Source organism: uncultured Veillonella sp., from assembly GCF_963524655.1.
Lineage (GTDB): Bacteria > Bacillota > Negativicutes > Veillonellales > Veillonellaceae > Veillonella.
Genome location: NZ_CAURHA010000005.1, coordinates 49,189 through 63,308, shown reverse-complemented (window position 1 = coordinate 63,308; position 14,120 = coordinate 49,189). Strand labels below are relative to the sequence as shown.

Below are 14,120 nucleotides of genomic sequence, written 5' to 3'. Positions count from 1 at the left end.
CTACGACCGATCGGTTAACAGCCGATTGCTCTACCGACTGAGCTATCGAGGAATGGTACGATTGTTATTATATGTTAGATTAATTATAAAAGCAAGCCTTTTTTTTAAAATTACTATAAAATAGACCTCGTTAAGTATGACTAAAACACATAACTTTATACGTAAAATTAGTTATTAAAAATATTGATAAGAAAGTCACTAAAATTAATAAAGTCTATAGAGTTTGAAAAATACAGTTAGTTACTGTGTTTATAAGGGTTTAAATGACGATATATTAATGAGAGTTAGCAATATAAGTATATTGAAGATAATCGGTATACATATGCATTGTAGAAAAGTTTAAAAGGTTTATTTGAAAAGAAATATCAGTTAATAAAAAAGTGTATTTATCTTATTAGATATAGTCTGGGTTTGTGGTTAATTATAAACTAAATCTATATATTAGAAAGCCTCTATAGAAAAGGGGTGTGAAAATAGGATTAATGTATGATAAACTATGACTTTTGTCACATTATGAAAGAGTTTTCATCATTATAAAACATGGTATATATAGTCTATTGAAATACCGAAATATATACAAAAATATTCATGAAAACTATTCTCAGAAAGCTAAAAAGCATTGAGAAAACTGTATAGTTGAGGCGTTGAAAGGCTGTATATTGTGTGTTACGATTGATGCATAGAGTAAATCTCAATGTGTATGAGTTTTACATATCTTATACGCTTGAGAATTAAAAGTTATCTCACGGTATTAGAATTAATATTCAATTTTTCCTGAGGAGGGATTATCTTGCGCGAGATCCAAGTATCTGAAATTACAAAAACTATCCGTCAATTATGTATGGATGCAGCTTACCACTTGCCAAAAGACATCTATGAAGGCTTGAAAAAAGGTCGTGAAACAGAAGAGTCTCCAGTAGGTCGTATCGTTCTTGATCAACTCATCGAAAACGCTGAAATCGCTGATGCTGAAGATCGTCCATACTGCCAAGATACTGGTATGACAATGGTATTCTTAAAAGTAGGTCAAGACGTTCATTTCGTTGGTGGCGACCTTACTGAAGCTATCAATGAAGGCGTTGCAGCTGGTTACGTCGAAGGTTACCTTCGTAAATCCGTTGTAGGTGAGCCATTGTTCAACCGTAAGAACACTCAAAACAACACTCCAGCTATTATCTACACTGATATCGTTCCTGGCGATAAAGTAGATATCCAAGTAGAGCTTAAAGGTTTCGGTTCCGAAAATAAATCTGGCGTAGCTATGCTTGTTCCTGCTGACGGCGTTGAAGGCGTTAAAAATGCAGTTCTTGAAATCGTTAAAAAAGCTGGCCCTAACCCATGCCCTCCAATCGTACTTGGCGTAGGTATCGGTGGCACTATGGACCAAGCAGCAGTTATGTCCAAAAAAGCTTTGCTTCGCGATATTAGCACACCTCATAAAGATGCTGACTATGCAAAATTAGAAGAAGAAATCATGGAAATGGTTAACAAAACTGGTATCGGTCCACAATTGGGCGGCACTACAACTTGTCTTGGTGTAAACATCGAGTGGGGTGCAACTCATATCGCTGGTCTTCCTGTTGCAGTTACTATCATGTGCCATGCAGCTCGTCATGCTCACGCAGAACTTTAATCGATAGGAGGTAACATTACAATGGCTGAAACAATTCGCATTAACACTGAAGAATATAATGAAGAGTTTTCCCGTAAATTAAAAGTTGGTGATAGCGTTCTTATCACTGGCAAAATTTACTCCGCTCGTGACGCTGCTCATAAAGTTATGACTGAAGCTTTAGCACGTGGCGAAAAATTACCAATCGATTGGACTAACAAATTCGTTTACTACCTTGGCCCAACACCTGCAAAACCTGGTGATCCAATTGGTTCCGCTGGTCCTACAACTTCTGGTCGTATGGATGCTTACACACCAACAATGCTTGATCAAGGTATCAAAGGCATGATCGGTAAAGGCTCCCGTAAACCAGCAGTAGTTGAATCCATGAAGAAAAATGGTTGCACATACTTCGCAGCAGTTGGTGGCGCTGCAGCATTGATTGCAAAATCCATCAAAAAATACGAAGTACTTGCTTATGGTGAACTTGGTCCAGAAGCTTTGGCTGAATTGACAGTTGAAGACTTCCCTTGCATCGTAGTTGGCGATACTGAAGGTAACAACTTCTACGAAGAAGGCCAAAAACCTTACAGAAAAATCTAATATCACCGCTGAGTGATTAAAAGAGGCTTGCATATGCAAGCCTCTTTTTTGTTTGTCTTCATTCTTTAATAGTATGATAATAATATAAGGGTATACTTTTACAGTTTATAAGTTAATATCATAAGATGTTCACTACCTATGTGTAGAGTAAAGTCTACCGATTTTGTCTATTTTATGATAATATACATATAGATTTTATACATTCAAAGTGAGTGAGGCGATAACATGACTTCTGTAGAAACTATTCGTCAGTCAGTCCGCACAGCGATGGCTGAATTACTTGATTTGGCAAAGGTTCGAGAAGGTCAACTATTCGTTGTGGGCTGCTCCACTAGCGAAATTGTAGGTAAAAAAATCGGCACTGATTCCCATCTAGATGTGGCGCAGGTCGTATTTGATGAAATATATACAGCTGTTAAAGCGAGAGGTCTTAATTTGGCCGTTCAATGCTGTGAACATATTAATCGTGCTCTTGTTATGGAGCGTAGTGCAATGACTTGGGAGGAAGAGGTAAATGTAGTACCTCAACGTCATGCAGGTGGCGCTATGGCAGTAACTGCGTATGAACGTTTTGATGATCCTGTAATGGTTGAGTTTATTCAAGCTGATGCAGGCATCGATATTGGGGATACTTTCATAGGTATGCACATGAAACATGTTACAGTACCAGTACGTCTTAGTTTAAAGGAAATTGGGGAAGCCCATGTAACTGCTTGCCGTGTTCGCCCAAAGAGCATCGGCGGGGAACGTGCTGCATATAATGAAGCGTTGATGTAGGGGGATAGTATGTCAAACGTAATACCATATTTTGTATTGGCCGTCGTAGCATTGGGCTTCTTTGCTATTTGCTACGCCGTTTTTAGTCGCGGTGATGGTGAAAGTCAATCAAAGCCTAAGACGCATAGAAATTCACATGTAGACAATAATGTTGAAGCGAAGAATGATAGTCCAACTGCAATGGAATCTAAGCATGGTGATGTCACGATAACGCATACAGGTGGTACTAATGTATATACTGCAGCGATTGTTGTTTCCTCTGAAGGACAATCTGGCGAAGTTTTACAGGATACATCTACAGAGGTTTTACATGATGAACCTGCAGAGGTTTTAGTTGATTCTACAGATACATCTTTCAATCGAAGAGATGGTAAGAATACACATGTAGAAAATACATCTACCGGCTACTCCTTAGCCTTAGGTGGTCACAATGATGCTGTGACTAGTACTAAGTCTAGTGATGATGAAAGTAGTAACTCTCAATCTACAAAGACTGAGCCTGCAACTGATGATACAAAAGGTGAACTTTTACATGATGAATCTACTATCGTTGAAAATGAGAACGTGGTAACTCCTTCTGTTTCAGATGAAACTATTGTGATGACTGCTGTTTCCGATATCAAGCATTCTAATGGCAATCAAGGTACTCTATTAATGGATAAGACTATTGTCTTAGACAAGGTAACTGATGAGCTTCGTAATCGATCGAGTTCTGTAGAGGACACCATTGCTATGGGCGAATCTGTAGAGGTCTTAGCTGCTGATGAAGTTGAAAATATGGAAGTCACTCAAATGATTGGCGGCGCTGATGAGGTACAAACTGCGGAAGGTCCATCTGTATTAGATGAAACTCGCCTATTTGATGCATCTGAAATTGAGGCACAGTTAGCTGCAGCAAGTTTAGTTGATGAAGAGGTTCCTACTGGTCAATGGGCTAAAGCTGCACATGAAGATAAATGCATTGAATTAGCTATTGCTCCATTTGTACATTCTTTTGGTGTACTACATGGGGATACACAATATTATGTAGAAGATATTACAAGAGATGCTTTAGCAGCACTTAATATTACAAAGCTAGCTGAAGTAAATGCGTTGTTAGATAATATTGTTATTCAAGAAGCTTTGATGAGTATGCAAAAGGCGTATGCTGCAACAAATACGGAGTGGATGAAGTCCGCTGCGTTAGGGGCTTTCCTCGATGTTGTGCAATCTCCTAAATCTAGTACGCCGTATCTAGTAGCCTTTGATGCATTGCGCATATTACCACATTTAACACTAGGCCACTTCCAAGTTATGGCGTTAACTTTATTATTGCAATATTCTAGAAATTCCAATAACTATGGATTGATTCATTTCCAACATTACGTAGAAAAATATATCGAGCCATTTATTTCTGATTTACCTCAAAATCATTCCTTCTATCGTCAGCTTGATTACTTGCGCTGTACGCAAGAGGAACGTGAGCCAATTACATTGGCACAAGTATTATCTAATTCTTATCCGCTCGTATTTAACTACCGTGGCTTCTCTAAGGAAGAACTATTCCGTGCTACCGATGGTCGCGGTGTAGATCCACGCTATGTGGTGCGTAGTTTAAACTCCAATTTATATAAATTGGCTTTAGTTGATGAATCCTTGGCACCACGCTTCTTTAGACAAACTCGTATTTCTGACTCCATGGTTCAACGAGATCTATTGGCACTCATGAAGAGCAAACCAACTGCTTTCAGAGGGCAAGAGGCGCGTGATATTATGGATGATATCTCTCCAGTTCTTTTGGACTTGGCAGATGTGTTTGATAAAACGCCGATGTCTAAAATTAGCTTGACCTTGCTAGGTCTTTACTTAGGCCGAGCTCATGTGAAAGCAACGATTGGTGAAGAGTTTGATTTATCTCATTGGTTCTAAGCAACATAGCTTTACAATAGGTAATATGTAATAAAAAGGTCTCCCTAAGATGTAGGGAGACCTTTTGTGTTTTGTAGAACTGATTAGATGGTACTAAAAGTTATTAAAACCAAATTCTTCAATTTCTTCAATATTTAGTAGTTTTACGGTACGACCTGTAATGTCGATAATGCCTTCATCACGTAAACGGCCTAGTTCACGGCTAAGCGCTGTGCGAGATACGTTGAGCACCTCGGCCATTTGCTCACGATTATGGGGCAATTGGATTGTTTTAGAGTGTTGGCGTTTATAAATATCTGTTAAGTATGCAAAGATCTTTTCGCGCATTCCTTTTAATGTAAGATAATGTACTTTTCTCGTTAAGAGAATTGCTTTTTCCGATAAGTCTTCTAATAGATTAGATAAGATTGTCGTTTGACATTGATGGCATTCTGGCAATGTTTCGATGAACGTTTCAAGTGGTATGAACATAATTTTTGTAGCCTTTGTTGCTTTAATCGTAGCAGGCCATAAAGGTTGCTTACTGAATAGTAATGCTTCGCCAAATATATCGGATTGCTCTAGATTAGCCATGATAACACGTTGGCCCATTATATTTTCGCGAGTTAAAAGAGCGCTGCCTTCTAAGATAACGCCAATACCATCCATCGGATCACCCGAGAGGGCGATGAAGTCATTTTTCTTGTAGCTATGAACAATTACTTTAGCATTGTGTAAATAGCCACGCAATTCGTTTTCTCCAAGTTTATTGAATAGCGGGCAATTCACGAGGGTAGGCATATATTGATTGATGATATCTTCTGAAAGTATTTGCTTCATAAGCACCTCCGTGTGACAAAGTCTATAGCAATTAAAAATGATTATTGTATAATAGAAGTATAGACCAAATGGTCTACCTGTTCCACAAGGGGAGCCAGGAAAAATTTTTGAAAAAGTTTTTATTTGTTGCTCAAGCTACAGAAATTGTATCACCTTTACGTTATACTTTCAAATGTAATCGAACAGAGAACTGATAAAACATCAGTGTAATGTATAGGTTTTATATTATCTAGCTTGAATGCGAGGAAGTCTCGCAAAGGAGGATTTTAAATGAGCATGTTCTGTTATCAATGCGAACAATCTGCAGCACCAGCTGGTTGTACAGTACAAGGTGTATGTGGTAAAACTGCACCAGTTGCAAACTTACAAGACGAATTAACTGCTGCTTTGGTTGGCTTGGCTCGCGCTTTAGACGTAAAAGGCCACACTAAAGAAGGTATCGATTATTTAATGCGTGGTTTATTCATGTGTGTAACAAACGTTAACTTCTCTGAAGACCGCGTTCAAGCGTTCATCGACGAAGTAAACGCTTACCATGCACAAGTGGATAGCACTCAACAAAACTTTGATTGGGAACAATTGTGGAAAGGTGAAGAAGATATCGTATCCCTTCGTTCCACATTATTGTTAGGTATGCGTGGTATGGCTGCATACGCATGGCATGCTGCTCGCCTTGGTTTCCACGATGCTGACGTTGATGCTTGGTTCGTTAAAGGTCTAGTAGAAATGGCGAAAGATCACAGCGCTGAAGAATGGCTTGGTCTTTTGATGGAATTCGGCGAAGTTAACTTGAAATGTATGGCTGTTCTTGACAAAGCTAATACAGAATCTTACGGTACACCAGTACCAACTACAGTACCTTTGACTGTAGAACCAGGTCCTTTCATCGTTGTAACTGGTCATGACCTTCACGACTTGAAACAATTGTTGATCCAAACTGATGGTAAAGGTGTAAATATCTATACTCATGGTGAAATGTTGCCTTGCCACTCTTACCCTGAATTGAAAAAACATCCTCAATTAAAAGGTAACTTTGGTACTGCATGGCAAAACCAACAAAAAGAATTCGTTGACGTTCCTGGCGCATTCTTGTTCACTACAAACTGCATTATGCCACCAAAAGAAAACTACAGAGAAAATATCTTCACTACAGATATGGTAGGTTTCGACGGTTGTGCACACATCGAAGAAAATGCAGATGGTACAAAAGACTTCTCCGCAGTTATCAATCGTGCTATCGAATTGGGCGGCTACAAAGAAGCTCAAGAATTCACTGGTATTAACGGTGGTCATGAAGTAACTACTGGTTTCGGTCATGGCACAGTATTGGGCATTGCTGATACAGTAATCGACGCTGTAAAAGCTGGCGCAATCAAACACTTCTTCTTAGTAGGTGGTTGTGACGGTGCTAAAGTAGGCCGTAACTACTACACAGACTTCGTAAAACAAACTCCAGAAGATACAGTAGTATTGACATTGGCTTGTGGTAAATTCCGTTTCAACGACCTTAACATCGGCGAAATCGGTGGTATCCCTCGTATCCTTGATATGGGTCAATGTAACGATGCTTACTCCGCTATTCAAGTAGCAGTAGCTTTGGCTGGTGCCTTTGAATGTGACGTAAACGACTTGCCATTAACATTGGTATTGTCCTGGTACGAACAAAAAGCGGTATGTATCTTGTTAACATTGTTGGCATTGGGTATCCGCAACATCTACATCGGCCCATCCTTGCCTAAATTCTTCTCCAACAATGTATTGAACATTTTGGTAGAGAAATTCCAATTACATCCAATTACAACTCCTGAAGCTGACTTGAAAGCTATCTTGGGTTAATAGGATCATTCATCTGTTAACCACAGTCCTACTTCCCCTCTCTTTTATGATTTAGGACTGTTGTTATAAATAACGCACCTTAGGTTTCTAAGGTGCGTTTTTTACTATTTTGTGAAAGCTATCTGTTAGTGGTTGTATATAAATTTAGTCCTCTGTATGCGTACAAATATATTGCTAATGTGCATATAGACATTGGTCAATGTTGATTGTTATACTATAGGTAAAGTAAGAATTTTCTCACATTATTTATGTGTATATAGAGGCGTGTATGAATAGTATTTTTGATATTATAGGGCCTGTTATGATTGGTCCGTCTAGTTCGCATACAGCGGGTGCTGCGCGGCTAGGTAAGATGGCGCGGTGTATTTTCCGATCCACTCCTAAAAAGGTAGATTTAACTTTATACGGGTCTTTTGCGAAGACCTATAAAGGTCATGGTACAGATCGTGCTTTGGTAGGCGGTTTATTAGGTTATAAAGAGGATGATACGAATATTCGCATCGCTCATGATTTAGCCCGAAAAGAGGGGATGGAGTATACTTTCATCGAGTCTCCTTTAGATGTTGGTCATCCTAACGTGGTTCGTTTTGATATGTATGATGACCATAATCGTCATATGACTGTTATCGGTAGATCTCTCGGTGGTGGTCTAATTATGATTACCGAAGTAGATGGCAATGATATGTCTATCACAGGTGATGAGTTTACGCTCGTCGTATTTCACGAGGATCGCCCTGGTGCGATTTCTCTTATCAGCCAAGCCTTGAGTGAGTCCGATATTAATATTGCAACGATGCGTGTATTCCGTAAGGGTAAGCACAAGGATGCAGTTATGGTCATTACTACCGATACGGTGGTAAATCCAATTACAGTTCAGTTTATGCGCGAGTGTCCAGGCATTCAAGACGTCATGACCTTTGAAGCGTTATAGGAGGGTGAATAATGAGCTATGCATATGATACAATTGCAGATATTATTCGCCTAGCTGAGGAAAATAACATTTCCTTTGGCGATGTAGTGCTGCGTTATGAATTAGAAAATTATGACCGTAATGAAGAGGCGGTTATTCGAGAAATTGAGCATCGCTTAGATATTTTTGAAATGTCTATCCAAGATGGTATTGCATATACTGATAAAACGGCATCTGGTATGTCCGGTGGTCAGGCGGCACAGCTTGACGGTCAATCTCCACGTTTTATGAGTGAAATTGCGTACAAGGCGATGACCTATGCTATTGCTGTAAACGAGGCGAATGCAAAAATGTTCCGCATCGTTGCCTGTCCAACAGCGGGGTCTTGTGGTGTTATGCCTGGTGCTGTGAAAGCCGTGGCTGATCACTATCAACTAGATAAATCTACTGTAGTGAAAGGTTTCTTAGCTGCTTCCGGCATTGGTAATGTAGTGGCTAATCGCGCTTGCGTTGCTGGTGCAGTAGGCGGTTGCCAAGCTGAAATTGGTACAGCTGCATGTATGGCTGCAGGGGCTATCGTAGAAATGATGGGCGGTACGCCACGTCAGGTGGGCCATGCCATTGCATTGTGTATGAAAAACTTATTAGGTCTTGCTTGTGATCCGGTGGCGGGTCTCGTAGAGGTGCCATGCGTTAAGCGTAATGGTTTCTATGCAGTCCACGCTATTACTGCATCTGAGATGGCGTTGATGAATATTGAAAGCCAAATTCCACCAGATGAGGTTATTGAAGCAATGAATAATATTGGTCGTGCTATGCCTGCTGCATTGCGTGAAACAAGTGATGGAGGTCTTGCGGTAACACCGACAGGTACAGCTATTGCTGAAAGAGTGCAATCCTTATAAGGATTGCACTTTTTTCATGCTTTCATTTGTAGTAAAATAAAAGTTAGACTAGTTCAGAAAGGAGTGTGCATGATGGAACAAGCAAATAGAATATTGACTGTATTAGAAGAAGCAGGCTATGAAGCTTATATCATTGGTGGAGCAGTGCGCGATATTTTGATGCATCAAAAACCTCATGACTTTGATATTGTGACGTCTGCACGTCCTGATACGGTAATTGAAGTCCTACGCGGTCAAGGTATTCAAACGACAGACTTAGTAGGAAAATCCTTTGGTGTAGTAGTAGCTACATTAGAAGGTAAGCAATATGAAATTGCAACGTATCGAACTGAACGATATGGAGCGGATAGTCATCGACCAGAAGAAATCACCTATGCCGATACATTAGAAGAAGATGTATTGCGCCGCGACTTTACTGTAAATGGCATGGCTATGAATCGCTTTGGTGAGGTCATTGACCTTGTAGGTGGACGCCGTGATATCAAGCATAAGACCTTGCGTACCATTGGCGATGCACAGAAACGTTTTGAAGAGGATGCATTGCGTCTATTTAGAGCGTGTCGTTTTGTGGCAAAACTAGATTTTTTGCCTACCGAAGATTTATTAGAAGCTATGCCAAAGGCTTTTCATCGCGTCTCTGGATTATCCTTAGAGCGCGTTCGAGATGAAGTAAATCGTCTCATGCTTGAGCCAGCGGTGGCTAAAGGATTAGATGTATTGGTGCAATCACGCTTGGCAGAATGTTCATGTCGAGTAGTTGAAAACGGCGTGGCTCGAGAGGTTCCTATTCTGCCTGAGCTATATCATCTTGTGAATTTACCGCAAGAAAAAGACTTTCACCAGTTCGATGGTTGGTACCATACATTAGCCGTTGTATCTAATACAGAGCCTGATTTGACCTTACGATGGGGTGCATTACTACATGATGTTGCGAAGGGCATGCCTACGGTGCGTGCTGTGGTAAATGGTCGCCTCACAGATCGTGGTCATGATACCTTAGGGGCTGAAATGACAGAAACATTACTTACTCGCTTAGGTTACCCTAAGGCTTTTGTACAGCGAGTAGCGTGGATTGTAAAAAATCATATGCGTTTCCATTATTTTGTACAAAATGGCGATGCGAACGAGAAAAAATGGCTTCGTAAAGAGGCTCGTAGTGGTGAATTCCGTGATAGCCAAATCATGCGAACTGCATGGGAGCAATTAGCCAAGGTTTGTGCTGCCGATGTATTAGGTTGTGGGAAGCCTTATGCATCAACTGATGGAACGTTAGCCTTTGGAGAGTGTATGGCGGATCTTAGTTTGGAAATGCCTGTACACACAAAGGATTTGAGGTATGATAAAAGGGTTATTGAACTCGCAGGGAATCAAGTAGGGGAAGGATTGCAATATTTATTGGGTCAGGTACAAAATGGAGTAATACCTAATGAACCAGATGCGCTATATGACGCATTAGACCACAAGTTGCGCCGTCCAGTGGAGAAATGATGAATTTACTAAATAAAGCTTTGCTACGCATGAGTGGATGGAGTCGCACCACCTGGTGTCTCGCCATTCTCATGACCGTTGCTTTCGTCCTCATCGGGCGCTTAGCACAGTTGCAGGTCTTTGATACCTTTGACCTAGAAAAGAAAAATTTATTACAAGTACAGGTGGATAGAAAGCTACAATCACCGCGCGGCACAATTTACGACCGCAATGGCAAGCCGTTGGCAATGAGCGTAGTTACAAAATCCTTATATGCGGATCCGAAGATGATTAAACAATCTCCTCAAGAGATTGCAGAACTTATCTCACCGTATGTAACGATGTCAAAAGAGAATATTGTAAAAGCCTTACAAGAGGATACGGCTTTCGTATGGCTTAATCGTATGATGGACGCCGAAAAATCGAAAGCGGTTCAACAAGTTATTAAGGATAATCACATTGTAGGTCTTAACTTTGTGGAGGAGTCTAAGCGCTACTATCCAAATGGCGTGCTAGCGGCTCAAGTGTTAGGCTTTGTTGGCACCGATGATAAGGGTCTTGATGGCCTTGAAATGGTTCTTGATGATGAATTAAAGGGCGGTGTGCAACAAGAAATCGTCGCTACAGATAACAAAGGTAATGCTATCTTTGGTTCTGTATTATCTAAATTTTTACCAGATAAGGGTAAAAGTGTAACCTTAACGATTGATGCGACCATTCAATTTATTGCGGAACGGGCTCTCGATAAGGCGATGGTTGATACGGGCGCAAAACATGCTAGTGTTATCGTAATGGATCCAAAGACTGGTGAAATCTTAGCCATGGCTAATCGTCCAAGTTATGATCCTAATAACTATAACCAAAGTGGAGAGGAAGCTTTCAAAAATATTGCGGTTACCAACCTTTATGAACCAGGCTCTACATTCAAACCTATCATTGCATCTGCAGCCCTTGCAGCAGGTAAATGGAAGTTAGACACAGTGTATAACGATAAAGGTGCCTTTGCTGCGAATGGACATATCATTAGAAACTGGAATGGTGAAGGCTATGGCCCCGTTCGCTTGCTAGATATTTTGAAGTACTCCATCAATACTGGTATGGCTGAAATCGGCACATTAACGGGTGCAGATATTCTATCTAAATATGTACGAGATTATGGCTTCGGCTCTGAAACAGGTATTGAGTTACCTGGCGAAGGAGCTGGTATCTTGTATAATCCAGATGATATGAGTAAGCTAGATGTGGCGACTATGTCCATCGGTCAAGGTATTGCGGTTACACCATTACAAATGGTTCGTGTTTTTGGTGCACTTTCTAATGGTGGGGCTATGATGAAACCACATATCATCAAGTCTTATAGTAACTCTCAAGGCGATGTAACAAGTACGACTGAAACATCTGTTGTGGGACAGCCGGTTCCAGCGGAAACGGCCAAAACCATTGTAGATATTCTAGAAAAAGAAGTATCCGAAGGTGGCGGTACAAAAGCGATGGTAGAAGGTTATCACTTCGGCGGTAAAACTGGTACGGCGCAAAAACTAGATACCAAACATGGCGGTTATCTCGACGGACAATACATTGCGTCCTTTATTGGCTTTGGCCCTGTAGAGGATCCCAAATTTGTAGTTCTTGTCGTTATTGATGACCCACAAAAGGGTTCTTTTTATGGTAGTCAAATTGCAGCCCCTGTATTTAAGGACATCGTATCTCAACTTGTACGGTATTACCAAATGAGTCCGTATGTTAAAGAAAGTACACCAGTAGCTGTTAAAGCTGCTAATACATTACCTGAACCAAAACCGGGAAGTGATGGTTCTGTTACATTGCCTAACTTTACTGGTTTTACCTATGGTGAAGTACGTGATTGGTTACATAAGGCGGGACTTGCCTTTAAACCGGATGGAACTGGTACGGCTACATCTCAAGATGAAAGTAGCGGTACAACTGTTCAGGCTGGTACAGCAATTACTGTTCATTTCCGTAGATAAAACGAATTCGGTCATAATTAGAAATTATAGACAGTTCGTTATATAATAGAATAAGAGACTTAGGTGCCTCTCCGGAGGCACCTTATTTTATAGATAGTTTGAATGAATGGAGATACACATGATCGAATTACGCGGTAAAGCAGTAGCAGATGCTCACAAGGCGATTTTACAAGAAAAAGTTGCAGCAGTAGGGGACTCTGTAATTACTATGGCAGTATTACTCGTTGGTGAAGACCACGGTGCTCATATGTATGCTACATTTATGGAAAAGACAGCAAAGAATTTTGGCTATGGCTTTGTATTAAAACAATTACCTGAAACGGCTACACAGGATGAAGTGGTGGCAGCATTGCAAGAATTAAATAATGATGCGGCTGTTCATGGAATTTTACCGTTAATGCCGATGCCTAAACACATTGATACTGAGGCTCTTATCGATATGCTAGATCCTAAAAAAGATATCGATGGTTTAACTACGTATAATATTGGCCTTGTAACTGCAGGCAAAGGGGGCTTTGCCCCTTGTACTGCTAAGGCGTGTATGGCAATTTTGAATCACTACGATATTCCTGTAGAGGGGAAACATGTGGTAGTAATCGGTCGTAGCCAAGTTATTGGCAAACCAGTAGCTCTTATGACCCTTGGTGCACATGGTACTGTTACAATGTGCCATTCTAGAACTCCTGATTTGGCAGAGCAAGTAAAACGAGGCGATATCGTTATTGCTGCAGCGGGTCGTGCTCATATGATTACAGCAGATATGATTAAGCCAGGTGCTGTTGTTATCGATGTAGGCATTAATGAACTAGAAGGTAAGACGGTAGGCGATGTTGATTATGAAGCGGTAAAAGATATTGCGTCTGCAATTACTCCAGTGCCGGGTGGTGTAGGCTCCGTAACGACTACTATGATGCTTGAAGCTGTATATGAGGCATACCATGCATGAGATGTCTATAGCAGAAGGCATACTTGATGTAGCCCTCGATACGTTACGCCAACACGATGCATCTGTGATCCATTCCGTTCAACTCGATTTGGGCCTTATGAGTGGAGTAGAGCCAGATTCCCTTCTTTTTTGTTGGGAAGCGGTTACAAAGGGGACCGCAGCAGAAGGCTCACGTATAGAAATTAACACCATTCCTATTGAAGGAAAGTGCTTGGATTGTGATAAAACATTTCCTGTAGAAAATTATAAGTTTATCTGTCCCTATTGTGACAGTCATTTCGTACAAACCATTGGTGGTCGCGAACTACAAGTGACCTCCATGGATATCGATTGATAGAAAGGTTAGGAC

At 40.6% G+C, this 14,120-nt stretch carries 12 protein-coding genes; 11 read left to right on the top strand and 1 reads right to left on the bottom strand.

Features of this window, described 5'->3' with window-relative positions:
• Positions 1-790 precede the first annotated feature (790 nt).
• The 4 genes from RYM16_RS02200 to RYM16_RS02185 all read left to right on the top strand — a co-directional run bounded on the left by RYM16_RS02200 (position 791) and on the right by RYM16_RS02185 (position 4,900).
• Positions 791-1,633, top strand: a complete 843-nt coding sequence (locus tag RYM16_RS02200) for a fumarate hydratase (protein WP_009352233.1) — start codon at positions 791-793, stop codon at positions 1,631-1,633.
• 21 nt (positions 1,634-1,654) lie between these two features.
• Positions 1,655-2,215: a Fe-S-containing hydro-lyase gene (locus RYM16_RS02195; RefSeq protein ID WP_009352515.1), complete on the top strand. Its 561-nt coding sequence runs from the start codon at positions 1,655-1,657 to the stop codon at positions 2,213-2,215.
• Between the two features lie 225 nt (positions 2,216-2,440).
• On the top strand, positions 2,441-2,992 hold the full coding sequence (locus RYM16_RS02190) for a TIGR01440 family protein (protein WP_314981997.1): 552 nt from the start codon (positions 2,441-2,443) through the stop codon (positions 2,990-2,992).
• Between the two features lie 9 nt (positions 2,993-3,001).
• Positions 3,002-4,900, top strand: a complete 1,899-nt coding sequence (locus RYM16_RS02185; RefSeq protein WP_314981996.1) for an LPO_1073/Vpar_1526 family protein — start codon at positions 3,002-3,004, stop codon at positions 4,898-4,900.
• 93 nt (positions 4,901-4,993) lie between these two features.
• Here the strand turns inward: RYM16_RS02185 and RYM16_RS02180 are convergent, their stop codons facing one another.
• Positions 4,994-5,719, bottom strand: a complete 726-nt coding sequence (locus tag RYM16_RS02180; RefSeq protein WP_274204142.1) for a Crp/Fnr family transcriptional regulator — start codon at positions 5,717-5,719, stop codon at positions 4,994-4,996.
• Positions 5,720-5,989: 270 nt separating this feature from the next.
• Between RYM16_RS02180 and hcp the strand changes: the two genes are divergently transcribed.
• The 7 genes from hcp to hypA all read left to right on the top strand — a co-directional run bounded on the left by hcp (position 5,990) and on the right by hypA (position 14,105).
• A complete protein-coding gene (gene hcp, locus RYM16_RS02175; protein WP_009352266.1) occupies positions 5,990-7,555 on the top strand; it encodes a hydroxylamine reductase in 1,566 nt (521 codons plus the stop codon).
• Positions 7,556-7,823: 268 nt separating this feature from the next.
• Positions 7,824-8,486: an L-serine ammonia-lyase, iron-sulfur-dependent subunit beta gene (sdaAB, locus tag RYM16_RS02170; RefSeq protein ID WP_265137776.1), complete on the top strand. Its 663-nt coding sequence runs from the start codon at positions 7,824-7,826 to the stop codon at positions 8,484-8,486.
• 11 nt (positions 8,487-8,497) lie between these two features.
• Complete coding sequence (sdaAA, locus tag RYM16_RS02165) at positions 8,498-9,370, top strand: L-serine ammonia-lyase, iron-sulfur-dependent, subunit alpha (RefSeq protein WP_105081850.1); 873 nt, start codon at positions 8,498-8,500, stop codon at positions 9,368-9,370.
• 69 nt (positions 9,371-9,439) lie between these two features.
• Positions 9,440-10,858 carry a CCA tRNA nucleotidyltransferase gene (locus tag RYM16_RS02160; protein ID WP_314981994.1) on the top strand — a complete coding sequence of 473 codons (1,419 nt, stop codon included), beginning with the start codon at positions 9,440-9,442 and terminating at the stop codon, positions 10,856-10,858.
• On the top strand, positions 10,858-12,825 hold the full coding sequence (locus tag RYM16_RS02155; RefSeq protein ID WP_314982001.1) for a penicillin-binding transpeptidase domain-containing protein: 1,968 nt from the start codon (positions 10,858-10,860) through the stop codon (positions 12,823-12,825). The genes RYM16_RS02160 and RYM16_RS02155 overlap by 1 nt, the downstream gene beginning before the upstream one ends.
• Before the next feature lie 118 nt (positions 12,826-12,943).
• Entirely contained in the window at positions 12,944-13,771 is an 828-nt protein-coding gene (locus RYM16_RS02150; protein WP_156720017.1) for a bifunctional 5,10-methylenetetrahydrofolate dehydrogenase/5,10-methenyltetrahydrofolate cyclohydrolase, read from the top strand.
• Positions 13,764-14,105 carry a hydrogenase maturation nickel metallochaperone HypA gene (gene hypA / locus RYM16_RS02145; protein WP_005385455.1) on the top strand — a complete coding sequence of 114 codons (342 nt, stop codon included), beginning with the start codon at positions 13,764-13,766 and terminating at the stop codon, positions 14,103-14,105. Before RYM16_RS02150 ends, hypA begins: the two co-directional genes overlap by 8 nt.
• Positions 14,106-14,120: the final 15 nt, after the last annotated feature.

Bases quoted from the DNA above. Each gene is read 5' to 3' on its own strand.
- RYM16_RS02195 (WP_009352515.1), top strand. From the start codon at position 1,655: ATGGCTGAAACAATTCGCATTAACACTGAAGAATATAATGAAGAGTTT.
- RYM16_RS02190 (WP_314981997.1), top strand. From the start codon at position 2,441: ATGACTTCTGTAGAAACTATTCGTCAGTCAGTCCGCACAGCGATGGCT.
- RYM16_RS02185 (WP_314981996.1), top strand. From the start codon at position 3,002: ATGTCAAACGTAATACCATATTTTGTATTGGCCGTCGTAGCATTGGGC.
- RYM16_RS02180 (WP_274204142.1), bottom strand. From the start codon at position 5,719: ATGAAGCAAATACTTTCAGAAGATATCATCAATCAATATATGCCTACC.
- hcp (WP_009352266.1), top strand. From the start codon at position 5,990: ATGAGCATGTTCTGTTATCAATGCGAACAATCTGCAGCACCAGCTGGT.
- sdaAB (WP_265137776.1), top strand. From the start codon at position 7,824: ATGAATAGTATTTTTGATATTATAGGGCCTGTTATGATTGGTCCGTCT.
- sdaAA (WP_105081850.1), top strand. From the start codon at position 8,498: ATGAGCTATGCATATGATACAATTGCAGATATTATTCGCCTAGCTGAG.
- RYM16_RS02160 (WP_314981994.1), top strand. From the start codon at position 9,440: ATGATGGAACAAGCAAATAGAATATTGACTGTATTAGAAGAAGCAGGC.
- RYM16_RS02155 (WP_314982001.1), top strand. From the start codon at position 10,858: ATGAATTTACTAAATAAAGCTTTGCTACGCATGAGTGGATGGAGTCGC.
- RYM16_RS02150 (WP_156720017.1), top strand. From the start codon at position 12,944: ATGATCGAATTACGCGGTAAAGCAGTAGCAGATGCTCACAAGGCGATT.
- hypA (WP_005385455.1), top strand. From the start codon at position 13,764: ATGCATGAGATGTCTATAGCAGAAGGCATACTTGATGTAGCCCTCGAT.